The organism is Phormidium sp. CCY1219, from assembly GCF_055795085.1.
On the sequence record NZ_JAYFEQ010000212.1, the window covers coordinates 1 to 22,692 of the forward strand.

The following is a 22,692-nucleotide window of genomic DNA, read 5'->3' on the forward strand; positions in this document are numbered from 1 at the left end:
AGCCTGGGAACGAGTTATCAGGGTGGAGGCGGAGCCTCGGGAGGGCCGTTCCCAGGCATGAGCCTGGGAACGAGTTAGCCTGGGAACGAGTTAGACGAGTTAGACGAGTTAGCCTGGGAACAAGTTATAAACAGCAACCCTCCTTCAGCATTGTGCCCCCAGGCAAGTCCCCTTGGAGTTTGGCAATCCCAACCTGCAAAAGTTGCAGATAACAGTAGAACAATTTGCATTTCACCGGGTGCCCCGCGATCGCCCCCGCAGATGGGAGGCCCCCAGCCGGAAAATATTGTAAATTCGCAATAAATCAGTCATTGATAAGTAATTGCAGGTTAGCTATAAATAAAGCCATATAGCCAACAAGTAATTGAAAAAAGTCGGTGGGGAGGCGTTCGATGGGCGGCGGGCGGGGCGATAAGTATAAGTGCCCGATCGCCAGAGCAAGGCCCCTCAAGCAAAACCGATGCATTAGAAACAAATTTTGGGGGCTTCGTTGCCTCCCCGGAAATGGAGCGCTTCATCCAGAGGGTGCCCCGAGGAAAATGGCTCTGGTTGCGATTCGTGCTTGACAACATATACTATAGTCGAGTAAGATGAGCGATCGATGGTGACAAGAGAAGCGAAAAGTTTCGATTGCTGGGTTCCATACATCTACTCAGTCAGCAGGGTGAGGCATGCCTCGGACCCTCAACTTGTCACATTGCTATCCGTAAAAATAATAATTAGCCAAAAACGCAGACAATGGTAACGCTTACACCACAACAATCTCAGAGTGCAACTTCCCCGGATCGACCGGAAGTCCACAAAACCGTACATTACCAAATCGCGATCGTTGGTGGCGGGGCGGCGGGAATTACCACCGCTTCATGGCTTCTGGAAAAAGCGCGATCGCTCGATATTGCGATTATCGAACCCTCGCAAAAACACTATTACCAACCCGGTTGGACCTTAACCGGTGGCGGCGTTTTTCAGATTCAAGATACAGTCAAACCGCAAAAAGAAGTGCTTCCCAAGGAGGTGACTTGGGTTGCGGAACGGGCGATAAAACTAGACCCGGAGAACAACGCCCTATTTACCACCGGCGGTCTCAAAGTTGAGTATGATTGCTTAATTGTCTGTCCGGGAATTCAAATTGACTGGCATTTAATCAAAGGTCTCAAAGAAGCGATCGGCTCCAATGGCGTCACCAGCAACTACTCGCCTAAATACGCCCCCTACACCTGGGAATTGATTCGCAATTTTCAAGGGGGAAATGCCCTATTTACCTTTCCCAATACCCCAATTAAATGCGGCGGTGCCCCCCAGAAAATCATGTACATGGCGGACGACTTTTTCCGCAGCAAATACGGGGTACGTCAGCGCTCTAATGTCATGTTCTTAACCCCAAAAACTAGGATGTTTTCGGTACCAGAGTATTCGGCAATTTTAGAAAATGTGGTGCAAGAGCGCGACATTGACGTGAAATTCGGCCACAACCTGAAAGAAATTAAAGCCGACACCAAAGAGGCGGTTTTTGATGTCCTACAAGATGATGCGATCGTGGGAGAGGTCAGCATCCACTACGACATGATTCACGTCGCCCCGCCCCAAAGTGCTCCGGATTTTATCAAAGAAAGTCCCCTCGCCGTTCCCAACAACCCCGGCGGTTGGGTGGATGTGAATAAGGATACGTTACAGCATAATCGCTATCCCAACGTGTTTGGAATTGGGGATGCTTCCTCTCTCCCCACCTCTAAAACCGCCGCCGCAGTTCGCAAGCAAGCGCCGGTAGTTGCGGAAAATTTACTCAACTTTTTGGGTTCCCAACCCTTGAGCGCCCATTATGATGGCTACACCTGCTGTCCTTTAATTACCGGCTATGACAAAACGGTGATGGCAGAATTTGACGGTTATAATGCCCGCCCCACGTCTAGTTTCCCCCTCAATCCAGCGAAAGAACGCTGGGTAATGTGGGTGATGAAAAAGCATGTTTTGCCGTGGGTTTATTGGAACCGCATGTTAAAAGGGGCAGCATTTGAAGGCGATTACATTAAGCCCCTACAGTGGCGGCAAAAATAACATTTTTAATCGGTCTCGATTGCGCTGTCGGGTGGGCAATGCCCACCCAAAAACTGGATCCTTCCCCCCCTCGCCCCCCAGTATTTTTACTCACCAATCGGCATTTTTACTCAGAAACTCTGCCCGTAGGCTAGGTAGCCACTCGAAAAAAATTGTTATGAGCCGAAATCCTTTTATAACAAGGGTTTCGGCTCATTTTTATTCCGGAATTTCCCCGCAAAAAATTAAGAAATGTAAAAAAGATGATTTTTTTGGAAAACTATGATAATATAGCTACATGGCTATAAAGCCAATTAAGTAGCTCCACCAAACTCAACCAACATGAGGAGGTTTAAAAATGGGCAAATTGTATGAAGAGTTAGAACAAGACATTTTATTCCAGCATGGAATGAATGCCTGCCTCAATTGCGGGATTTGCACGGCGGTATGTCCCGCAGCGGAATTTAACGATTACTCGCCGAGAGAAGTGATGAACATCGTCTCGTCACAAGATGACGAACTCATCATTGAAGAACTGCTAAAATCCGACAAAATTTGGTATTGCGGGCAGTGTTTTTCCTGCAAAACAAGGTGTCCGCGAGGTAACAACACCGGGTCGGTTATTTTAGCCTTGCGTCGCCTGTCGGTTCGCCACGGATACTTTGCCGAATCGGAGAAAGGAAGGCAGCAATTGTTTGCCAAGCGCGTCTTTGGTAAAAACATGCTGGAAAGAGGCTACACCTTAGTCGCCGAAAACATCACCCCCGAACATTTTCCCGAACTGGGAGAAAACTGGGAATACTATTACGAGCACATGGCAGAAATGCGCGAATGGTGGGATGTGCCGATGGACAAAGAAAACAGTGCTGGTTCCCACCGGGTGATTCCCGAAAAAGACATGGATGAATTGCGGGCGATTTATAAAGCCACTGGTGCGATCGAGTTAATGGATGCTGTAGAAAAAGGCATGGAAAAGAAACTCGGCAGCAAAGAAGAAGTGGAAAAATTCTGGGAAAGCTGGGTAGAAACCGGCGATAGCAGAGAATACGAACTGGAAGAAAGCAAATAAATAAGGAGAAAAACAGATGAAAGTCGCAAGAGAAAATCGAGCCTGGGAAAAACACCAAAAACAGGTGCCTACCGTAGAGGACGAAGGCGGAAAATTGTGGGGGTGCTTCCGCAGTTGCTTCTTGCAAAGTGCCGCTCCTTATACCGAAGGGATTGCTTATAAAATCCTAAAAAACGATTTGGGCATGGATTTGCGCGAAGCCCCCGGACATACCTCCTGTGGTGCGATCGGATATCACGGCGATGTATCCAACATCGAGACGCAAATGGTGGTAGCGGCGAGAAACTTCTCCGTCGCCCATTACGAACAAGGTGTAGATAATCTTTTCTCCTTCTGCGTCACCTCATTCGCCAACTACACCGAAGTCATCAAACTGTGGGAAGAAGAACCCGAGTTGCGCGACTACACCGAAAAAACCTTAAAAGAAACCACGGGACGCGAATTCTGGATTCCTCACGTTTCCGGTGGACGGCCCTCGGTGGTTCACGCCTCCGATGTCTTCTTCGCCAATCGCCATAAATTGGCCGAAAAAGCCAAGTATAGCTTGAAAGGCGTCAAAGCGGTGGATCACGTCGGATGTCACTACGGCAAGATTTTCCCCGGGGAAGCAATGGGAGGCGTGGAGTTCCCGCAAGTATTAGTGGGCTTATTGGAAGCCTTCGGTGCGGAAATCGTGGATTATCCAGAACGGCGACACTGCTGCGGGATGGGTTTCCGGCAATGTGCCTTCCCAGAAAACCGCGACTATACCGCCAGTAGCGTGTACAAGAAACTCAAGAGCCTCAAAGAAGCGCACCCCGACTGCAACCTGATGCTCACCAACTGTCCCGGATGTACGGTATTTCTGGATGCCGAACAAGGGACGATTAAAGAGGTACTCGAAGAAGAGTTCAACGTGAGCATTCTGGACTACGCGCAACTCACCGGGTTATTGTTAGGATACGATCCGTTCAAAGACTGCGGCATGAATGCGAAAGTCGTCCCCGTCGAACCCTTGCTCGATAAAATCGGCATTCCCTATGACAAGTCCAAAACCGCCGAAGAAAGAAGACGACCCTTTTAAATATGACTTCTAGTCGGGCAAAAAATCCCCCTGCCTGCTTGCAAGGGGCAGGGGAACTCCCAGGAAAAAATAGACGGTAAATCTGCAATAAATTTCGTTCATTATTGCCACAATGGGAGTAAAATAAAAGAAACTTGCAAGGTTGAATTAACGCAGTTAACAGGTACAGAAAATGGGTAATAAAGTAGTAGTCATTGGTGGGGGCGTTGCTGGGATGTCTGCCGCCGGACGACTGAGAAACTTCGGCCATGAAGTGGTATTGATTGAAAAGCAATCCCAACTTGGCGGACATGTGAAGAACTGGTATAAAGTATTTCCCGACTTTACCGATGCGTCAGAAATCATCAGCAATCTGAAAGGAGAACTGAACGGTACTCGGGTCATCACCGACTGCACCGTAACGCGCATTGAAGGGTCGGCTCCTAACTTTACTGTCGTCACCTCCACCGGGGAAGAAATTCACGCGAATGCGATTTTAGTGGCCACCGGATTCCATCATTTTGATGCCTCGTTTAAAGAGGAGTATGGCTACGATTACTACGACAACACGATTACCTCGGTGGAACTCGATGCCATGCTCAAGCAACAAACCCTAAAAACGGCATCGGGCAAAACCCCGAAGAAAGTGGCGATGGTTCATTGTGTGGGGTCGCGAGACCAGCAGGTAAATAATAATTACTGCTCGCGGGTTTGCTGTACGAATGCAGTGAAAGTGGCGATCGAGATTAAAGAGCTGATTCCCGATTGCGAAATTTACTGCCTTTACATGGATATTCGGGTATTTGGTCGCGGTTACGAGGAACTGTATCGCACCTCCCAGGAGGAATATGGGGTGCAGTTTATCCGAGGTCGGCTTTCCGAGGCGAATGAGAAAAATGACGGCAGTTTGTTGTTGCGGGTAGAAGACACCCTCACCGCCCGACCTATGCGCTTGAGTGTGGATATGTTAGTGTTGATGGTGGGAATGTGCGGCAATTCCGAACTGGCAGAGGTGGCGGATTTAAAAGTCGGTGTAGACCGATTTTACGAAACAGCTCACATGCAATATTCCAATAACGAGTCTCACCGGAAAGGAATTTTTCTGGCGGGAACCGCAACCGGTCCGAAAGCGATTATGGAATCGATTACCGATGGGCGATCGGCGGCGGCGGAAATGGCAGGTTTTTTGGCCACTGCAGCAACTCCCGCACAAGGCATGGTCAACTCTACCGCCAATGGGCATTCTCTGGGCGAAATGGAAACAGTCAGTAAGTAAGGTACAATGTTATGGCTACGACGAAGAAACGAAAGAATAAATGCTTTTTCGGACTGAAGGTCGATCGCCAAGTAGATGGCGACACCATGAATCCGGATGTGATGAAGAAAGTATTGGCTGAAGGTGGCGAAGGTGCCGCGATCGCCAGTTGCATGCAGTGCGGCACCTGCAGCGGTGGATGTACCAATGCCGATCGCATGGATCTCTCCCCCAGAAAACTGATTCTGATGCTGCAAAGAGGGGACTGGGAAACCGTCATCAAAAGCGACACCCTGTGGTTGTGCAGCTCTTGTTATATTTGCACCTCCCGATGTCCGCGCGGCGTGCGGCCCTCCGATGTCATCGAAGCCATTAAAGCGATCGCCATTCGCGAAGGCATCAAAAACGACTCCACCCGGTTCAGCGAAATCTTTGTAGAATTAATCCAGAAACGCGGCATCCTCTTCGAACCGGAACTGATGCAAAAATATGGCGGAATTGAAGCGATGGTGAAACAAGCCCCCTTAGGCATTCAACTTGGCCTCAAAGGCAAAATGTCCCCCTTCCCCGCCAAAGTCAAAGACCCGAAACAATTTAGCGAAGCATTAGAAAAGGTCCTGAAAAAATGAAATACTCCTACTATCCCGGATGCAGCCTTCATACCACAGCGAAGGAATTCGATATCTCCACCAAAGTAGTTCTGCGCGAACTCGGAATCGACCTCAAAGAACTAGACGACTGGTCTTGTTGCGGTGGTTCCGTAGCCAGCAACGTTTCCCATGACGTGGGCATGGCTTTAGCCGCCAGAAACGTGGTTTTAGCCCAACAAGAAAGCCGCGATTTATTAGCCTCTTGTTCCGGCTGTTACAACAAATCTGCTAAAGCCGCCAAAGCCCTAGAAACCGAGACCGAAAAAAACAAAATCGCCCCCATACTTGCCGAAATGGGACTCTCGGTGTCCGAGAGCAACATTCGGGTGCGAAACGTAGTGGATGTGCTGGCTCACGATATCGATATTGCCCCCCACATCAAAAAGCCTTTGACGGGTTTGAAAGTTGCCTGTTACTATGGTTGCTTGCTGACGCGGCCCCAAGATATCACTGGTTGGGATTCCCCTGTATTTCCAATGGCGATGGATAAAATCGTCGAAACTTGTGGGGCGCAAGCGGTGGATTTTCGCTCGAAAACCAAATGCTGCGGCGGACCGATTCTAGAAACCAAAAAAGATGTGGCGTTAGACCTGACGAAAAAGCTCTTAGATGAAGCTAAAGACCTCGGGGCAGATTGCATCGTTTTGGCTTGTCCCCTCTGTGCCACCAACCTGGAACTGCGACAAGCAGAAATCGAGAAGAAATACAACGTTTCTTATTCGATGCCGATTATTTACATCACCGAAATCGTTGGCTTGGCGTTAGGCATGAAACCGGGTAAATTGGGGATGCACAAGCATGTGGTTTCACCCAAACGGGTATTGGCGAAAGTCAATTAATCGCAAACCGAATGCAGGTGCTATTTACGAAGCGATCGCAAATATTCCGCTTCCTGGAGTGTCCGGTAGAGACGCGATCGCATCTCTACCTCCAGGAACGCCCCAGAGAAAGGCCACAAAAAAAGGCGGGCAGTTGCCCACCTTCTGCTAATTATTGTAACCCTTCGCGCAATTCTTGGCGAGCGGTTTCTAAGGCTTGTTTTAACTGACTCGGATTCCGTCCGCCAGCTTGTGCCAGGTTGGGACGCCCGCCGCCGCCACCGCCACAGATTTTAGCAATTCCACCGATAAATTTACCGGCTTGCAATCCTTTGCCATTCACATCTTTGCTGAATGCAGCGACTAAGCTCACTTTTTCCGGAGTCGGAACCGAACCGAGAATCACTGCAGCGCTGCCGAGTTTTTGCTGCAAGCGTTCGGCGGCAGTTTTCAGGGCATCGGGTTCCACCTCACCTAGGTCCGCCACCAGAATTTTGAACTCGCCCAGGGTTTCCGCTTCGGAGACCAAGCGATCGGATTTGGCGATCGCCAGTTCCGCTTTCATCGCCTCTAACTGCTTCTGGGTGGCTTTCAGCTCTCCAAGCAAGCTCTCGATCCGACTGGGAATTTCCTCCGGTTTCGCCTTGAATTGTTCGCCGAGATGACGCACCACGCGATCGCGCACTTCCAGGTATTCTAGCACCGAAGGTCCCGCCACGGCTTCGATCCGCCGGACCCCAGAGGCGACACCGGTTTCGGCGATAATCTTGAATACGCCGATTTCGGCAGTGTTGCTCACGTGAGTGCCGCCGCACAATTCCATCGACACGCCGGGAAAGTCGATGGTTCGCACTTCATCGCCATATTTTTCGCCAAACATCGCGATCGCACCTTTAGCTTTTGCCTCCGGGAGGGGCATCACCGCCACCTGCGCCGGATGGGCTTCGGCAATCCAGGTATTGATTTGATTTTCCACTTCCCGCACTTCTTCCGGGGTCAGGGCGCGGGGACAGTTAAAGTCAAACCGCAGGCGATCGAACGCCACCAGGGAACCGGCCTGGGAAATGGAATCATCGACGATTTTTTTCAGGGCGGCTTGCAATAAGTGAGTCGCACTGTGATTCGCTTGGGCGCGACGGCGACAGGCGCGATCGATTTGGGCACTCACGCGACTGCCCACCTGCAAAGTGCCGCGTTCGATGCGTCCCACATGCACGAAAAATTCGCCTTCTTTTTTCACATCTTCCACGCGCATTAGCACTTCATCCCCGGAGAGATAACCGCGATCGCCGATTTGTCCCCCAGATTCGGCATAAAACGGCGTGCGATCCAACACCACTCGCACCTCACTGCCGGCACTGGCTTCGGTAGCGGATTTCCCCTCTACTAAAAGTGCTGTCACTTCTGACGTAGCTGCATGTTCGCTGTAGCCGAGAAATTCCGTGGGATGGATATGTTCCGCCAGTTGGTCTAAACTGCCTTGTACCGTGAGGTCGATAGTTTCGTGCGCCGCCTGCGATCGCACGCGCTGCTCTTCCATTGCCGCCTCGAACCCAGCCAAATCCACCGTTAACCCTTGTTCCTCGGCAATTTCTTGGGTTAATTCTAAGGGGAATCCATAAGTATCGTAAAGGGTAAAGGCATCCCGTCCCGGAATTTGTTTGGGGTTTTTCTGCATAATATCCGCCAGCAGTTTTTCGCCCCGTTCCAGGGTTTCCAGGAAGCGAGATTCTTCCCGTTGCAATTCGGCAATAATCCCCGCTTGTGCCTCACGCAGGTTCGGATAGGCGTTTTCCCCGAGGGCGATCGCCACTTGCGCCACCTGCGGCGTAAATTCGCCCTCAATGCCAATTAATCGCCCGTGACGAACCACCCGGCGAATCAGTCGCCGCAACACGTATCCTCTGCCGATATTCGACGCAGTAATCCCATCGGCAATCATGTGAACCACGGCCCGCGCGTGGTCGCCAATTACTTTTAAGGAGACTTTGGTTTTTGCGTCTGCTTTGCTATAGTCAATATTGGCGATTTCTGCCGCTTTTTGGATTACCGGGAAAATCAGGTCGGTTTCGTAATTGTTCGGCACATTTTGCAGGATTTGCGCCATCCGTTCCAATCCTAACCCGGTGTCGATGTTTTTATTCGCCAAGGGGGTTAAGTTGCCTTCGCCGTCGCGGTTGTACTCCATGAATACCAGGTTATAAAATTCGATAAACCGGGTATCGTCTTCTAGGTCGAGATTGTCCTCGCCGCGTTCCGGATGGAAGTCGTAATAGAGTTCCGAACAAGGACCGCACGGACCCGTCGGACCGGAGGCCCAGAAGTTATCCGCTTCTCCCATGCGTTGGATGCGATGGGCCGGAATGCCAATTTTGTCGCGCCAAATCTCGAACGCTTCGTCATCGTCGCGGAAGACGCTGACCACGATGCGTTCTGCAGGCAACTGGTAAACTTCCGTGGAGAGTTCCCACGCCCAGGCGATCGCTTTTTCTTTGAAGTAATCGCCAAAGCTGAAATTGCCTAACATCTCGAAGAAGGTATGATGTCGCGCGGTCCGTCCCACGTTTTCGATGTCGTTGGTCCGGACACATTTTTGCGACGTGGTGGCGCGCGGAAATTCGGCGCTTCGCTGCCCGAGAAAAATCGGTTTAAACGGTAGCATCCCGGCAATGGTCAGCAATACTGTGGGGTCTTCCGGGACTAAGGAAGCGCTGGGAAGTACGCGATGATCCCTCTGGGCAAAGAAGTTGAGGAATTTGTCGCGGATTTGTTCGCCGGTTAGGGGTTTGAGGGCAGAAGACATGATGCAATTTCGTGAAATATAGGGTGAACCGATTGTCTATTGTTGCATTTGTTTTGAACGAATCGCTACTCCGGGCGATCGCTATTGGGGTGTTAGGGCGTCGGTTTCGTATGCGACACCGGGACAAGGCACCGTTTGAGTCTCATTGGTTACTAATTAGTAACTTACTGGGAGTAACCTCTCCCCCTTCCCACACCCCCCGCCCCAACTTCCCAGGGGTATTCTCCGATGGCGAGGGCATTTGCGATCCGGTTGTGGCGCTTCGGATGGGGTTAATTGTCCAGTTTGCTTAAAAAGTCGGCTATAAATTTATGGTTTGGTGGGCATTGCCTATCCGACGAATCTGGTTATAAAACTTGATGAATTGTCTCGACGAGGGTCTCGATAAAATTAACTGCATCATTCACAAAACTTTCATTAATCGGCCACCGACTTCCAATCCCGTATGTGGGATCTATGTCCGCCTCATGAGCGATTTTGTTGCGGCGATCGACAATAGCACGAAGTTGCTGTTTAATATTTCGGGGATTTTGACCCAGTTGATTGGCAACCTCATTCCATAATGGCCGATCTGAAATGAGCCGAATTGCATCAGCAATTTTATCCGGTTGCTGAAAACTCTGATATCCCAGTTTTTCTCGAATTTCATCCTCTAACCAAGACGCGCAATCGAGCTGATTTTGCAGACGACTGGAGATGACAGGTAGCAACCCTGAGATTGTATGGGACTGTTGCAAAAAAGAAGCACCTTGATTTTGTTGAATTTCATTTTCTAGCCAATTGGCAATATTGAGGGCGATCGCCCTTTCCTGTCGCGCCCCACCCAATGACACTTGGAACCGCGAAAATGCGGATTGAGAACTATTTTGTCCAGGGGAGGGTTCCAACCGTTGTCCTCTATGAATCTCTAGCATTCCAAGGGTAACAACTTCATGGACATAATAATCCAACGCACTCACCGCTAGCACGAGCGCCGCTCTTAACATATCAGACAAATCTAAAGCAGCAGTGGATTGAGCGTTAACAGAATTATGAACGGAAATCAGGTCTCTCACCCGACCTATGCTAATCCGAAATTGGTCCAGCGCTGACTGCATAAGCGGTAGGAGTTAAACCGATAACCTTATCTGCTAAATTCAAAAAAACTTCACGAAAGTCCTCTTGCTTTTTTCGATTATTTTCCAAAACTATTCCAGTTTGCTCTAATTGTTCGGTAGTCAGGTCATAAATTGGCGTTCGATGTTTCTGAGACAGGGCGATTAGGCTATTGAAATTCGCAATTTTCGTCAAGCATAAACTTCGGTCGATTCCCCATTCGGCATACATGGAATTGGGTAGCATCATGTTATGTTTCTCTAGACTGGGAACTAGCTTCGTTTCAACATCGCACTCGATTCTCTGAATCCATTTTTGAAATGCTGCCGTTTCTCTTCCATGTATAATGCGATAGTTTTGCACGATAGTTCCCAAAAAACGCAATTTAACATCAGGAAAGGGGTAATTCGCATTTTTTAAGATGGACATGGAACTGGCTTTTTTCGCCCATTCGTACCATTTGGGCAACACTCGAGCTAAAGAGTCAATTGCCATCACTGAAAAGAAATCAGCGGTGGTTGGAACGATGAAAAAATCGCTCGTCATCAGCAAATTTTGATTGATGGCTCCCAAACTGGGACTCATATCAATCAAAATGTAATCGGCGTTGTATTTGGAAGCCGTTTTCTCGAGCAAATCCGTAATCGACCCCGGGATGTTTTTGAGCGTCTGAATTGAGCCACTTAGCTCTTGAGCGATTCCTAAAGTGACTTCATATTCAGCAAACCCTACATCTCCGGGCAGCAAAAACAATCGGTCTTTATTTTTGCCTTCGATGGGAATGCATTCTACAGCTTCAATTGCTTTGGGTTGGGACTCGAAAGCTGGGGCTAAACCTGTTTTGATGTTGGAACCTGTGTTGTAAATCGCTTCTATTCTTGCTTCGTCATCTTCGGTTGATTCTCCCAATGCCATCCCCGTGAGGTTGCATTGTGGATCGCTATCCACAAGAATGACCCTTTTCCCTTTTGAAGCTAACATCCAACCTAGGTTAAATGTGGTTGTCGTTTTGCTTACTCCGCCTTTGTGATTGAATAAGGCAATTTTCTGAACCATTTAACTTACCCCCTTGTTATCCAATAAAGTGTGACCCACTGGCACTTGCTCCTGAGTTGAAGCCGCAGGGTTTTCAGCTTGGCGCAAGCATACCCTGGATAGATGTCCGATTTGTAGGGAATACCTGGCCCCCACCTAACGTTTTTAATGCCATAGAGGTAATCGTAGCATATTCTGCCAGGGAGCGATCGCCTCTTCCACCCATAACGCTGAAAACCCGGCAGAATAGCGAAACCACCGATGGATCGGCAGTTTCATGTTATCGGTGAAACTGCCGCATTTTTGGTAGATTCCTGGCGGGCGATCGGGTTCGATAAATTCCGGTAAGCAGTCAAACAGTTCGAGTTGCAATGGTTCAGACATGGAAGGCGATCGCCTCAAGCATTAAATCAGCTATAGTCACATCATACCCCATTGCGCCCCACCCTGCCGCCGCGATCGCGCGATCGCCCTTTTTTGTTGTTCCCCTAACCTGCCCAAATTGCTGATATACAATACTCATAAAGTGCTTTATTTGAATTTCGTTTTCTGATGATTTCCCAGCGAACCTGCTGATAACCCAGCATTTTCATCGAGTGAGCAATAATGGCTGGGGTATCCACTTTATTGCCAAAAAACGTTGAATTTCCTATCGCATATTGCACCTTTGCTCCCGATGCCAGCAGGTTTCGTAGCGCCGACAAATGCAAGTGCATATCGTGAAAGTATTTCAACACATAAATTCCCATAAGATGAGCATTCTTTCTCTCCGTTTTTTGGATGCGATCTACGATGAAAAATAGCTCATCGGGCAGGACTTTTTCTTCTATCTGCCAACTGGCAAGACGACTAGTTGCAATTCCCCATGTGCCACCAATTGATTGCCAGTCTATTTCCCCCGCTTCTTTGGCTTCCTGGAGAAACTTCGTCCAATACATATAGGGGCGCAATTCGCGAATGTAACTCATTCGATTGGGATAAGGAGGCGAAGTGATTACTCTATCTACTTTAATGCCGTTTAAGTCGGTGATGGTACGCGAATCAGCCTGAACAATACTTGCATCACCGAGTAGCGGTAAATTAGCGCTTTTCAAGATAACATCCAGAATGTTGGCAAACAGGGTTTCCACATATTCAACTTCAAAATGGGTGACGCTGTTGTGAAATGACATCGAAATGTGATTGAAAGCCGCTGATGAAGTTTCAATAACTAATCGGCAAAATGCAATCCACACTAAACCATAAGCGTTGTTACTCGGTTCGCCAAATTGCTCGACGAGGGCAGTTCGCAAAGCAGCGATCGCTCTTAGAGTGGAAGCAGACCACCATCTCTCAATTCTGAATATTTTTGGCGTCCAGTTCTCTTGGTGAATTAAATTAGGGTACGCCCTCAAAGCCTCTTTAACCTGCTGGCGAATATCGGTTAAACAATCCGGTGAATAAGTTTGACATTTCGCATTACCCAGCCAAACTAAAAACGGATTAATATCAAACGCAAATGCTTGGTTTCCCCGTTCAGCCGCCACCAGTCCTGTAGTTGCCGTCCCGGAAAACGGGTCGAGAATTACTGCATTTTTATCCCTGTATTCCCACAGCTTTTCTACCAGCTTAACCCCATAAGCTGGCGTCAATCTCAACCATCCGTGTCGTCCGAGATTGCGATTGAATTTGAAGGTATATTCAGCTCGTTGCTTTACCGTATTTCTCATCACTGAGCGCTTAATAAAATTTCTAGGGTGGCGTACACTTCACTGCGAATAAATTCACAGTGTCGGTCAAAAAACTCGGCTAAATCATAGCCTAACACCTCTTGGCAAAACACAAAGAGCGAATTTTGACTATTGCCCGATCGCGTTCCAACAATCACCCCGCCACGACTGTTGCGGTAGCGTAATACTAGATCCGCATCGATTTGCGATGAGAAAATAGCAAACACGGGGAGATATCCATTCGCCCAAGCCACCGCAATATTGTCAATGTCCGCATTTTGTCGCTTACTATCTTTACTTTTGTAACCTTGGCGAACTTCAAAAACCGCGCCATTCATCGGTGCAGGAACCCCGAGAAGCGCGCTGTACTCGGCAATCCACTGAACCGCTCTCTCTTTTACCTCTACATTCTGCATGGCTCTCAGTTCTAACCGCGCATCCAACCACAACGTTTTATTCTTGTTGTTTTTTGTTTGGGTCGTGTAAGACCATAAAGCATAGCTCGGATCTGCGTATTGCGCGCGATCGCGGATTATCTGTCTAAATAAATTCTCGCAGCCCTTCCCAATCTGTCGGTAAACTGAAGTCATTCCCCCCGCAGCTTTATGAGCAGCATACATTAACTCTGAATCTAAACCAATCCAGGAGTAAAACGGATCCCTGCCATAAACAGAGAGAAACTCTTCTAAGTCTATCCCTTCCGCTTTGTTTCCCCGCCCGAATTTGGGCTTGTATTGCCTACAAACTTTTATGGGATCTAGAAATTGTTTCAGATACAGGCTCTCGTCATTCACCATAAATTTGCTCGATTTGGCTGGCGTTTGCGATAGGATTCTAATAGTTCCCGCTTTAGCTAAGGAAAACTCAGTTTAGCAGGTTTTGGAGAAAAACGCTAGAGGTAGCCGCGATCGCCTGTCCCCCCCCTGCCGCCGCGATCGCGCGATCGCCGCCGATTGTCAATCCTTTAAGTAAGTCTCGAGACAACTCATAACGTTTAGTTGTTGCGATCGCTTAGTATAATCCCCACATTGCATTTTATTAGCCATGCAGCTCCATCAAAACCCGATGTTCTCGCAAAAGCGATGATATTTTATACAGCAGCCCTCCCAAAAGCCCGCTCGATAATTAAACTTGTTACCAACAAAATAAGCGGATTATATTGTAATTTCCCCACCAATGAAAACCCCCGGTAGTTAAACATACCGGGGGAATCTTTGCGATAAATTTGAGTTGTCCCAATAAAACTATGCCATTAAATTGTAAAATCCGCTTGGAATTCATTATTGCCACCCCGATTATTTAATGTCGTCAAACATTCGTCTCTTCTGCCACCACCGCGCATGGTAGTACATTTTTTACCCTCTTCTTCATAGTCACCCTCTGCGGATAACCACCCGACTGGCGAATTATCCGAGAGGGTCTGAGGGAAAAATTCAGCGGCAGAGTTTTGAACCGGAATTGCCAGAGAAAGCAATAAAGAACTCAATAATAAAACAGGTGTAGGATTAGACATTAGGACTGCATCACTTAATTTTGACAATCCCTACTACGCTGCTATTTTGAGTTTTCAGGATAGCAATTCTTCAGAGATTAACCGCGCGGCCCACTTCTCCCACGTCGGGGCTGAATATCACCGTGGCTGCCTACTTGCGCCTCTGAAGATTGATAATCGGAAGCGGTATAAAAGTTAACTGTAAGGTTCAGTAAACTTACGAGTAACACGAACACAGAAGCGTACAATTTCATCAGTATTTATTCCCAAATCGACAATGATTTATTTTTTATACGCAATCAAATCAGTCAATCCGGAAACTATTTTTTAGTAACTTAAATTTTCTGACATCTGTAGAGTAGAAAAATGGTCATTTGTCCTTTGTCATTTATCCTTTGTCATTGGTCATTTGTCCTTTGAATGAGGACCAGCGACCAACCACCAGCGACCAACCACCAGCGACCAACCACCAATGACCAATGACCAATGACCAATGACCAATGACCAACCACCAACGATCGCCAGTTGTAAAGTTTCGTAAAGATTAGTTGTCAGGAAACAAAAGCTGTGTTAGCTTAATACTGGACACCAAAAAGAAGCGTATTAAACTCGTCAAGGTAAATAAATGCGGGAAAGGACGTGGTGTTCCCGGTCTGAGTCCCAGTCGCAGTGAAGCTGGATTTCCGCGCTGGAAAGTGAAGGTGAAAGCTGCGATCGCTGTAAACCTTAGTTAAGTCTTCTGTTTCGGAACCGAGTCATATTCAGTATTTCAAAGTTACTCGTTTGTATCGATGAGTCTTGCCACCGTTGGCAAGGCTCGACTTGTTTTTAAGGGAGAGAAACCCACGGCGGAGAATCTCATCCCTCAATTGTTTCCTCGGGAGGGGGCGAACCACCAGCAGGTCGGCAAACAACCCACCACAGTCCACTCCCCTCGGCGAAGGACTACCGCGCCACTGACCAAGGGATGCTCGAATCCTGGGCAAGGTGCAACGACACGGCAAATGCACCATACCGATTCAGGTGACTCGGATCGGCAAAATAATCATTGCGATCGGGCCATAACATGCCCAAGTCGCGAAACAGAAATCCCTCTCGCGATGCCATGCTCTGCAACCGCTGGCGCAATTGCCTTTCCGATGCCATCCGCACCGAATCCAAATAATCATTACTCAGGGGTAAATTCACCACCACCAGGGGAATTTGACGAGTTCTGGCAAATTGCGCGATCGCTTCTAACGCCGCCATTTGCTCCCCTTGCAGGCTAAAACTGGCATAATCCCCATCATACCGCCCGGGTACCCGGCGATATTGCTGATAGTACCTCCCCGGATCGAACTGACTCGTCACCGGAAAAAACCCACTCGCCTGCATTTGATTGGGCGTTTGACCCGCCATCACCGCTTGCACCGTGGGCAACGAGGGACGCTGCTGGGGGGTACTCGGCGTCGGATCCGAGGGTGTGGGCGGTTGACTCGGCGGTAAAGACGGTCTCGTTTCCGGTCTTCGGCGTCGATAAAACATTCTCGCCACCGGACCTACACCTTCTCCCGCCACCGGATCTAATTTTCCCTGCATCCCGGGCCTGTGCCCGCCGCGCCAATTGGCCACCGCTTTCACGGATTTGGTACCCGGGATAGCGTCTGGGGTCGGGCCTGGAGATGCAGATGGGGGCAGGGCTTGACTTTGCAAGGGCCGAATTCCTTGCGAGAGTAACCGATACCCCTCCGACTCCACGATCGCCTGATAGGTCCGATCCACTCGTCCGCTATTAAACGCTCTCACCCCATCGGCAAAAATAATCATCTCCGGTAACTGATCCGGCGTCAAAATTTTTCGCAGCACCAGATCGATGACGCGAGCTGTCGCTCCATTAATGCTAAAGTTAAAAACATTCACCCCCGAATACCCATAATGGGCCAATGCTTTTTCTAAAGCCACCGGATCCACCCCCTGCAGCGATCGCGAACTGCCGACAATCAAAACATCCGGCGGTCCAAACCGATCTAAATGGTTCTGGTAAAGCACCAGTTGTTGGTCGAGTCGCTGACTGTTAAACGAGGGAAACCCTCTGGCGTTGCCGCGTCTAGCGGTTACGGCGGACCCAGTGGCACGTAACTCCATCGGCATCGCCAAGAGACTCCCTGGCGTCAGGGCGATGGAGGCCGCGATCGGGACTACACTCAATAAGCTTAATGGTTTCATCTATATGGCGTTAACAGGATGAATACAGCAATTTACAGATGGATAAGAGACCGATTTTTATAGGGGTGTTCGGTGGTCTCTACCCCCTTTCCTCTATGCCGAACTGAACGGAAAATCTCGATAATGAGCGGACAACACCCCTGGGAACACTCCTATAGCTAGTTTAGCGGTTGATTCGGTTGACTTCCAGGATAATCTTTTCATCCCTTAATCCGGGGGGGAGGACTCGAGGCGGCGATCGCCAACACCGCCTCGCTTCCCTTGGGGACAAAAAATTTTCTGAAGCGATCGCCCCCCTTTCGGTTCCCCATTTCACCGATTCCAAGGCGCAATCCATCAACTTTTTTTGTTGTGACTATTTAACTGCAATTTTTATGAGCGCTAAAATTGCCTTTTTACAAGATTAAGCTGGCTGTATAATTCACGCAAAAAACAAAAAAACCTGTCCCGTGGGCGAGCAGGAGGTGGCACCCATCGCACTGCCATCCCAGAGCGCAAAAAAAATTTTAAAAAAGTTGGAATTCTTCACAAGATATTCACATCTACCCGTTACCTTAAGAATTAACAGAGGTTCAATCCTGTTCGTGACTTGTTTAAAAACCGTTATCAATACCAACTGACTGGCACTTGACTCGGCAACTTGTCTTTTCAATACCGCTGGTCAGTTTATAAAAACGCCCAGACCTTCCGGGGTCTGGGCCTATTAATTTTGCGCCCCGCTCATCGCACCAGGCGACTGATAATACTGTTGGCTTGGGACTCGTAACCGCCGCCGAACAGATTAAAGTGATTGATGATATGGTAAAGATTGTAAAGGGCTTTGCGCTGTTCGTAGCCCGGATCCACGGGCCAGACTTCGTTGTAGCCTTGATAAAAGGCACGGGAAAATCCGCCAAACAGTTCCGTCATGGCCAAATCCACTTCGCGATCGCCATAGTAAGTGGCAGGGTCGAAAATCACCGGTTCCCCATCCCGGGTACTCGAAGCATTCCCGCCCCATAAATCCCCATGAACTAGAGACGGTTTCGGCGAGTGACCCGCCAGCAATTCCGGAATCGCCTCGAGCAAGCGATCGCCCTGGGGAAAATGCCCCCCCTTGCGCCGCCCTAATTTCAATTGAAACCCAATCCGGTGTTCTCTCCAAAATTCCACCCAGTCTGCGGTCCAAGTATTCACCTGCGGCGTGGATCCGATGGTGTTGTTCATCTCCCAGCCAAATTTATCCCGGGTGGCTTTTTGGTGCATCTGCGCCAGTTGGCGTCCCATTTCTGCCGCCACTTGGCTCTTTCCACCCCCGCCAATATCCAGCCATTCCAAGACGATATAGGCACTATTTCCCTCTACGCCGGTGCAGATGGGTTTGGGGACGCGAATGGTGTGGGTTTCCCACATTTCCTCTAACCCCAGCGCCTCTGCTTGAAACATCTCGATCTGTGCGGCACGATTGAGCTTCACGAAATAAGCGCGATCGCCATCGCGCAGGCAATAGCCTTGATTGATACAGCCTCCACCGACCGATCGGCGATCGCTCCGTTCAAACTTCTCTCCGGTGACTTCAGAAATTTGTTTGGCTATTTTATCCCACATTCTTAATTGCTGATAGTTGATAAGTAGAGCAAGCAAAAGAATTTGCACTGTTACCTGGTTGACTCGTTCCCCCCGGGGGGAACGGTGGATCCGAGGCAAAGCCTTCCGGTAAAGACACTTCGGAATCGCCTCTCTACCCGAGCAAAAGAATTTGCACCCTTGCCGCCCACAGGTTTGACTCCACCGTATCGCAAACCCTCAACTATCCACAACCAAAATTTACTCCTTTAATGCCTCTAGCAAAGCGTTGCCCATTGCGCGACAGCCAAGGAGTTTCATCCCTTCGGACATAATATCACCAGTGCGGTATCCGGCATCGAGCACCGCCAGCACTGCCTGTTCGATTTTATCTGCTGCTTGGGGTTGGTCTAAACCATAGCGCAGCATCATCGCCGCACTCAAAACCTGAGCCAAGGGATTGGCTTTATCTTCACCGGCAATATCTGGGGCGGATCCGTGGACCGGTTCAAACAGGCCCGGACCGGATTCGCCTAAACTGGCGGAGGGTAACATGCCAATGCTGCCGGTCAGCATGGCGGCGGCGTCGGAGAGAATGTCCCCGAAAAGGTTGCCGGTGACGATGGTATCGAATTGTTTGGGCCAGCGCACTAACTGCATGGCGGCGTTATCTACGTAAAGATGGGACAGTTCCACGTCGGGATATTCGGCGGCGAGTTGGGTCATGCGATCGCGCCACAGTTGCGACACATCCAGCACGTTGGCTTTATCCACGGAACAGAGTTTTCCACCGCGCTTGCGGGCCGTTTCAAAGGCAACCCGACCGATGCGATCGATTTCCGATTGGTTGTAGGCCATTGTATTCACCCCGCGCTTTTCTCCGGTTTCGGTCTCGAAAATGCCTTTCGGTTGCCCGAAGTACACCCCGCCTGTGAGTTCTCTGACCACCATAATATCTACCCCGTCCACGATTTCTGGTTTTAATGACGAGGCCCCGACTAATTGCGGCAAAATGGTGGCAGGTCGCAAGTTGGCAAACAGGTTTAAGCCGGCGCGCAGTCCCAGCAATCCGGTTTCTGGCCGTTTTTCGCGCGGTAAGCTGTCCCATTTGTAGCCCCCAATGGCGGCGAGTAACACGGCGTCACTCTGGCGACAACGGTGGAGGGCCTCGGCGGTGAGGGGGTCGCCTGTGGCGTCAATGGAAGCACCGCCGATGAGGGCTTCTTGGAATGTCACGCTGAAGTTGAATTGTTCGGCGACGAGGTTGAGGACGTCTACCGCGATCGCCATAATTTCTGGACCGATGCCATCGCCGGGAAGGAGTGTAATGCGGTAGTTTTGGGTCATATTTCGCTAAAAATTCTTGCAAATTATTAATCATACCGAGGAACTGTGCCCAAAAAACTGTTCAATAGAAGAATCAGTTGAGGCCAGGAGGTTGGGGATGGAGTTTGAAAAAATTTTGGTGGCGATCGACCGAGGCCCGCAAGCGGATTTCGTGTTTGGCAAAGCGCTGCATCTGGCCCACCGAGAAGGGGCAAATTTGAAGGTGTTTCACTGCCTCAGTTTGGCGAATCTGCCTCTGGGCGGTCAGGGGGATATTTATGGTCAGGGGTTGAGTCGCGCGGGCCAGATTCAGCAGGAATTGCTCGATCGCGATATCGAAGCGGTGGTCACTTGGTTGCAGACATATCGGCAACAGGCACAGGCGCTTCAAGTGCCCACGGAGTTGGAATACCAAATCGGGGATCCGGGTTTTTGGATCCGCGAAGTGGGGAAAACCTGGGGGGCGGATTTAGTGGTTTTGGGCCGACGCGGGCGATCGCAACTGGCAGAACTGGTTCTGGGTAGTGTCAGCAATCATGTGGTGCATCACGCGAAGTGTTCGGTGTTGGTGGTTCAAGGTATGACAGAGGAAAAGGGCGATCGCTCTGACGCCCGTGCGGAATGAAGCAGCGGTTTTTCCCCCGCCTCTGCTTCGGAATTTAACCGATAAAGTGGATTGATTAATCTGTTGTGTAATTCTTGTTAAAATGAATCTTTCTCCATCACCCCGATGATAGTCTCCGTTGTGCATCCGGATTCGCGCCGTATATCCGGGGGCGATCGCTCTTTCATTTTAACCCCCAATGGCGCTCGGGTGGGTTCTTGTTATATCTTTAACTATGGGATTGTTTGATTTTAGTCAATTTGCATCGCGGATTCTTCAGTTCTGTATCCGGCAAGCCAAACAAAAAAAGCTGTTTTCCCTCTACTCGTTTATTCTGATAAAAGGGATGGTTTTTTCCCTGCTATCTGTGTGGGCTTTTTTAGAAATTTCCGATCGCGTATTCCACCGACAAACTCGAAAATTCGATACTGGGGTTTTGACGCGGGTGCAGGACATGCACTCGCCGTTGCTGGATTTAGTAATGAAAGGATTCTCCCTGCTGGGCGGGGTGGTGTTAATCACCCTCCTCTGTCTCGGATTGGGGGTGTGGTTTTTAACGCGCCGACAGATGGCCGAATTGAAGACGTTGGTATGTACGGCATTGGGAGGAACCACACTCAATTTGTTAATTAAAGACTTTTTTGCTCGCGATCGCCCGGATATGTGGGCGGCATTAGTTCACGACGATCTCAACACCTCGAGCTATCCTAGCGGTCACGCCACGATCTCGCTTGTGGTCTATGGGTTTTTGGCCTATATCTTGTCCAGTCAGTTTCCCCGGTGGCGCGGATTGATTCTCTTGGCCACGGTTGTACTGGTGCTGGCGATCGGGTGGAGTCGTCTTTATGTCGGTCTCCACTGGCCCACGGACGTGCTAGCGGGATATGCCGCCGGCTTCGCCTGGTTGAGTGCCTGTCTTCTCACGTTGGAAGTGTACCGAAAGCGCCAGCGCAGGCGCGAGGGACATTGACCGCCTCGGCGCGTGCGACAGTCTCGCCAGTTGTATAGTTGGTCTTCTTCAGTCCAAGGGGATTCGATACTATATCTCAATATCTCACATAAAGCCCGTGTGAGTCGCGTTTTGGGATAGAGGTTAGCTCGCGAGTGCAGCGGTTTCTTTTCCCTCTCCCAAACGCTCGGGGCAAGCTGCCGTAAAGGGTTTGGCAAATTCTCACTCTGACTCCTTAAACTAACAAGTGCGAAATATCTTCCCCGCATTCATCGGCTAAGTAGCACAGTGCCCGAAAACGCAAGCTGACAAACTCTTCATAAAAAGGATTGAACTTGCACAAGGGGGGAATGTGTAAAATTTGACGTCCGAACAGCGCGATATCCCGTTCGAAGGGACATTGCGAGGGGATGAACTTGCAGATTAATCGAGCCACTTGCGGATTATTGACTTTGAACTGTTCCATCGCGTTTTTGGCTTTCCGCAAAATAACGGGTTCGCTTTTTTGGTACTCGATCGCATTCATGGTGAAGTTTCTCCTAAATAAACAACGTTTGCGCGGCTTCGTTTGAGAAGCACTGCAGGCATTGGGGCGAGAGGCGTTTGCCTCCTGCTCTTTTGCATGTTTTTAATTTAGCGCAATTTTCCCTGAGGGTCAAGGTTTTTCTAATAGTAAAACTTAATTACGATTATAAAAATTTATATGTCATTGGATCCACGGCGAGGGTGTTGCAGATTAACAACAGCACCCTATCCAGTCACCAGACGATCGCGCGCGCGATCGTTCAGGGAGGAAAGCGGGAAAAAAGCGGCTGGAGTCCGGTTGAATCCTACTATTATCTGGAGAGAAAAAATCCACAAGGGAGCGATCGCCTCAGTACCAGTAGGGCGAGGATGATATTTTGACATTCCCCCTATGTCACCCCAAACCACCGATTCCCCTCCCACTCCCCGAGTAAAAATTAACCTGCAACTATTCCCCTTGCTTTTAACCGGATACACATCAAATCCCCTCCTTCCCTCGCGTTACAAATTCTGAAATGCTAGTGACGATCGCTGTA

The 22,692-nt window shown here is 49.4% G+C and carries 23 protein-coding genes; 10 read left to right on the forward strand and 13 right to left on the reverse strand.

Annotated elements, in window-relative coordinates:
* Positions 1 to 738: 738 nt before the first annotated feature.
* From AC0QH1_RS01690 to AC0QH1_RS01715, 6 genes are all read left to right on the forward strand, one after another.
* Complete coding sequence (locus AC0QH1_RS01690; RefSeq protein ID WP_324629022.1) at positions 739 to 2,055, forward strand: NAD(P)/FAD-dependent oxidoreductase; 1,317 nt, start codon at positions 739 to 741, stop codon at positions 2,053 to 2,055.
* A 337-nt stretch (positions 2,056 to 2,392) separates the two neighbouring features.
* Positions 2,393 to 3,103, forward strand: coding sequence for a 4Fe-4S dicluster domain-containing protein (locus tag AC0QH1_RS01695; protein ID WP_324629023.1), 711 nt, complete (start codon positions 2,393 to 2,395; stop codon positions 3,101 to 3,103).
* Between the two features lie 16 nt (positions 3,104 to 3,119).
* The gene (locus AC0QH1_RS01700) at positions 3,120 to 4,166 is read left to right on the forward strand and encodes a heterodisulfide reductase-related iron-sulfur binding cluster (RefSeq protein ID WP_324629024.1); all 1,047 of its coding nucleotides are present in this window, start codon (positions 3,120 to 3,122) and stop codon (positions 4,164 to 4,166) included.
* 172 nt (positions 4,167 to 4,338) lie between these two features.
* On the forward strand, positions 4,339 to 5,421 hold the full coding sequence (locus AC0QH1_RS01705; RefSeq protein ID WP_324629025.1) for an FAD-dependent oxidoreductase: 1,083 nt from the start codon (positions 4,339 to 4,341) through the stop codon (positions 5,419 to 5,421).
* 11 nt (positions 5,422 to 5,432) lie between these two features.
* On the forward strand, positions 5,433 to 6,029 hold the full coding sequence (locus tag AC0QH1_RS01710) for a 4Fe-4S dicluster domain-containing protein (RefSeq protein WP_324629027.1): 597 nt from the start codon (positions 5,433 to 5,435) through the stop codon (positions 6,027 to 6,029).
* Positions 6,026 to 6,889 carry a CoB--CoM heterodisulfide reductase iron-sulfur subunit B family protein gene (locus AC0QH1_RS01715; RefSeq protein ID WP_324629028.1) on the forward strand — a complete coding sequence of 288 codons (864 nt, stop codon included), beginning with the start codon at positions 6,026 to 6,028 and terminating at the stop codon, positions 6,887 to 6,889. The genes AC0QH1_RS01710 and AC0QH1_RS01715 overlap by 4 nt, the downstream gene beginning before the upstream one ends.
* 151 nt (positions 6,890 to 7,040) lie before the next feature.
* On the opposite strand, the gene alaS is transcribed toward AC0QH1_RS01715, so the two are convergent.
* Positions 7,041 to 9,671 carry an alanine--tRNA ligase gene (gene alaS, locus AC0QH1_RS01720; protein WP_324629029.1) on the reverse strand — a complete coding sequence of 877 codons (2,631 nt, stop codon included), beginning with the start codon at positions 9,669 to 9,671 and terminating at the stop codon, positions 7,041 to 7,043.
* Between the two features lie 53 nt (positions 9,672 to 9,724).
* On the opposite strand from alaS, the gene AC0QH1_RS01725 reads away from it, so the two are divergent.
* Complete coding sequence (locus AC0QH1_RS01725) at positions 9,725 to 9,964, forward strand: hypothetical protein (RefSeq protein ID WP_324629030.1); 240 nt, start codon at positions 9,725 to 9,727, stop codon at positions 9,962 to 9,964.
* Between the two features lie 54 nt (positions 9,965 to 10,018).
* Here AC0QH1_RS01725 and AC0QH1_RS01730 read toward each other — a convergent pair whose 3' ends face one another.
* From AC0QH1_RS01730 to leuB, 10 genes are all read right to left on the reverse strand, one after another.
* Positions 10,019 to 10,768 carry a HEPN domain-containing protein gene (locus tag AC0QH1_RS01730; protein ID WP_324629031.1) on the reverse strand — a complete coding sequence of 250 codons (750 nt, stop codon included), beginning with the start codon at positions 10,766 to 10,768 and terminating at the stop codon, positions 10,019 to 10,021.
* Complete coding sequence (locus tag AC0QH1_RS01735) at positions 10,737 to 11,822, reverse strand: ParA family protein (protein WP_324629032.1); 1,086 nt, start codon at positions 11,820 to 11,822, stop codon at positions 10,737 to 10,739. Before AC0QH1_RS01735 ends, AC0QH1_RS01730 begins: the two co-directional genes overlap by 32 nt.
* A gap of 144 nt (positions 11,823 to 11,966) precedes the next feature.
* Positions 11,967 to 12,185 carry a hypothetical protein gene (locus AC0QH1_RS01740; RefSeq protein WP_324629033.1) on the reverse strand — a complete coding sequence of 73 codons (219 nt, stop codon included), beginning with the start codon at positions 12,183 to 12,185 and terminating at the stop codon, positions 11,967 to 11,969.
* Entirely contained in the window at positions 12,178 to 12,324 is a 147-nt protein-coding gene (locus tag AC0QH1_RS01745) for a hypothetical protein (protein ID WP_324629034.1), read from the reverse strand. Before AC0QH1_RS01745 ends, AC0QH1_RS01740 begins: the two co-directional genes overlap by 8 nt.
* A complete protein-coding gene (locus tag AC0QH1_RS01750) occupies positions 12,290 to 13,510 on the reverse strand; it encodes a DNA methyltransferase family protein (RefSeq protein ID WP_324629036.1) in 1,221 nt (406 codons plus the stop codon). The genes AC0QH1_RS01745 and AC0QH1_RS01750 overlap by 35 nt, the downstream gene beginning before the upstream one ends.
* Positions 13,510 to 14,100 carry a hypothetical protein gene (locus AC0QH1_RS01755; RefSeq protein WP_324629038.1) on the reverse strand — a complete coding sequence of 197 codons (591 nt, stop codon included), beginning with the start codon at positions 14,098 to 14,100 and terminating at the stop codon, positions 13,510 to 13,512. The genes AC0QH1_RS01750 and AC0QH1_RS01755 overlap by 1 nt, the downstream gene beginning before the upstream one ends.
* Positions 14,101 to 14,762: 662 nt before the next feature.
* Positions 14,763 to 15,023: a hypothetical protein gene (locus tag AC0QH1_RS01760; RefSeq protein WP_324629039.1), complete on the reverse strand. Its 261-nt coding sequence runs from the start codon at positions 15,021 to 15,023 to the stop codon at positions 14,763 to 14,765.
* 924 nt (positions 15,024 to 15,947) lie between these two features.
* Positions 15,948 to 17,207: a hypothetical protein gene (locus AC0QH1_RS01765; protein WP_324629040.1), complete on the reverse strand. Its 1,260-nt coding sequence runs from the start codon at positions 17,205 to 17,207 to the stop codon at positions 15,948 to 15,950.
* A 720-nt stretch (positions 17,208 to 17,927) separates the two neighbouring features.
* Positions 17,928 to 18,794, reverse strand: coding sequence for a fructosamine kinase family protein (locus AC0QH1_RS01770; RefSeq protein ID WP_324629042.1), 867 nt, complete (start codon positions 18,792 to 18,794; stop codon positions 17,928 to 17,930).
* 219 nt (positions 18,795 to 19,013) lie between these two features.
* Positions 19,014 to 20,099 (reverse strand): 3-isopropylmalate dehydrogenase, encoded by a 1,086-nt coding sequence (leuB, locus tag AC0QH1_RS01775; RefSeq protein WP_324629043.1) that lies wholly within the window; start codon positions 20,097 to 20,099, stop codon positions 19,014 to 19,016.
* Positions 20,100 to 20,196: 97 nt separating this feature from the next.
* On the opposite strand from leuB, the gene AC0QH1_RS01780 reads away from it, so the two are divergent.
* The 3 genes from AC0QH1_RS01780 (at position 20,197) to AC0QH1_RS01790 (ending at position 21,652) form a co-directional block, all read left to right on the forward strand.
* Complete coding sequence (locus tag AC0QH1_RS01780; RefSeq protein ID WP_324629045.1) at positions 20,197 to 20,703, forward strand: universal stress protein; 507 nt, start codon at positions 20,197 to 20,199, stop codon at positions 20,701 to 20,703.
* Positions 20,704 to 20,808: 105 nt separating this feature from the next.
* Positions 20,809 to 20,931, forward strand: coding sequence for a hypothetical protein (locus tag AC0QH1_RS01785; RefSeq protein WP_324629048.1), 123 nt, complete (start codon positions 20,809 to 20,811; stop codon positions 20,929 to 20,931).
* 97 nt (positions 20,932 to 21,028) lie between these two features.
* Entirely contained in the window at positions 21,029 to 21,652 is a 624-nt protein-coding gene (locus AC0QH1_RS01790) for a phosphatase PAP2 family protein (RefSeq protein ID WP_324629049.1), read from the forward strand.
* Between the two features lie 214 nt (positions 21,653 to 21,866).
* Here the strand turns inward: AC0QH1_RS01790 and AC0QH1_RS01795 are convergent, their stop codons facing one another.
* On the reverse strand, positions 21,867 to 22,097 hold the full coding sequence (locus AC0QH1_RS01795) for a Mo-dependent nitrogenase C-terminal domain-containing protein (RefSeq protein ID WP_442957263.1): 231 nt from the start codon (positions 22,095 to 22,097) through the stop codon (positions 21,867 to 21,869).
* Positions 22,098 to 22,381: 284 nt separating this feature from the next.
* Positions 22,382 to 22,540: a hypothetical protein gene (locus AC0QH1_RS01800; RefSeq protein WP_324629051.1), complete on the reverse strand. Its 159-nt coding sequence runs from the start codon at positions 22,538 to 22,540 to the stop codon at positions 22,382 to 22,384.
* Positions 22,541 to 22,692 lie beyond the last annotated feature (152 nt).

Bases quoted from the DNA above. Each gene is read 5' to 3' on its own strand.
- AC0QH1_RS01690 (WP_324629022.1), top strand. From the start codon at position 739: ATGGTAACGCTTACACCACAACAATCTCAGAGTGCAACTTCCCCGGAT.
- AC0QH1_RS01695 (WP_324629023.1), top strand. From the start codon at position 2,393: ATGGGCAAATTGTATGAAGAGTTAGAACAAGACATTTTATTCCAGCAT.
- AC0QH1_RS01700 (WP_324629024.1), top strand. From the start codon at position 3,120: ATGAAAGTCGCAAGAGAAAATCGAGCCTGGGAAAAACACCAAAAACAG.
- AC0QH1_RS01705 (WP_324629025.1), top strand. From the start codon at position 4,339: ATGGGTAATAAAGTAGTAGTCATTGGTGGGGGCGTTGCTGGGATGTCT.
- AC0QH1_RS01710 (WP_324629027.1), top strand. From the start codon at position 5,433: ATGGCTACGACGAAGAAACGAAAGAATAAATGCTTTTTCGGACTGAAG.
- AC0QH1_RS01715 (WP_324629028.1), top strand. From the start codon at position 6,026: ATGAAATACTCCTACTATCCCGGATGCAGCCTTCATACCACAGCGAAG.
- alaS (WP_324629029.1), bottom strand. From the start codon at position 9,671: ATGTCTTCTGCCCTCAAACCCCTAACCGGCGAACAAATCCGCGACAAA.
- AC0QH1_RS01730 (WP_324629031.1), bottom strand. From the start codon at position 10,768: ATGCAGTCAGCGCTGGACCAATTTCGGATTAGCATAGGTCGGGTGAGA.
- AC0QH1_RS01735 (WP_324629032.1), bottom strand. From the start codon at position 11,822: ATGGTTCAGAAAATTGCCTTATTCAATCACAAAGGCGGAGTAAGCAAA.
- AC0QH1_RS01740 (WP_324629033.1), bottom strand. From the start codon at position 12,185: ATGTCTGAACCATTGCAACTCGAACTGTTTGACTGCTTACCGGAATTT.
- AC0QH1_RS01745 (WP_324629034.1), bottom strand. From the start codon at position 12,324: ATGAGTATTGTATATCAGCAATTTGGGCAGGTTAGGGGAACAACAAAA.
- AC0QH1_RS01750 (WP_324629036.1), bottom strand. From the start codon at position 13,510: ATGAGAAATACGGTAAAGCAACGAGCTGAATATACCTTCAAATTCAAT.
- AC0QH1_RS01755 (WP_324629038.1), bottom strand. From the start codon at position 14,100: ATGACTTCAGTTTACCGACAGATTGGGAAGGGCTGCGAGAATTTATTT.
- AC0QH1_RS01760 (WP_324629039.1), bottom strand. From the start codon at position 15,023: ATGTCTAATCCTACACCTGTTTTATTATTGAGTTCTTTATTGCTTTCT.
- AC0QH1_RS01765 (WP_324629040.1), bottom strand. From the start codon at position 17,207: ATGAAACCATTAAGCTTATTGAGTGTAGTCCCGATCGCGGCCTCCATC.
- AC0QH1_RS01770 (WP_324629042.1), bottom strand. From the start codon at position 18,794: ATGTGGGATAAAATAGCCAAACAAATTTCTGAAGTCACCGGAGAGAAG.
- leuB (WP_324629043.1), bottom strand. From the start codon at position 20,099: ATGACCCAAAACTACCGCATTACACTCCTTCCCGGCGATGGCATCGGT.
- AC0QH1_RS01780 (WP_324629045.1), top strand. From the start codon at position 20,197: ATGGAGTTTGAAAAAATTTTGGTGGCGATCGACCGAGGCCCGCAAGCG.
- AC0QH1_RS01785 (WP_324629048.1), top strand. From the start codon at position 20,809: ATGATAGTCTCCGTTGTGCATCCGGATTCGCGCCGTATATCCGGGGGC.
- AC0QH1_RS01790 (WP_324629049.1), top strand. From the start codon at position 21,029: ATGGTTTTTTCCCTGCTATCTGTGTGGGCTTTTTTAGAAATTTCCGAT.
- AC0QH1_RS01795 (WP_442957263.1), bottom strand. From the start codon at position 22,097: ATGGAACAGTTCAAAGTCAATAATCCGCAAGTGGCTCGATTAATCTGC.
- AC0QH1_RS01800 (WP_324629051.1), bottom strand. From the start codon at position 22,540: ATGTCAAAATATCATCCTCGCCCTACTGGTACTGAGGCGATCGCTCCC.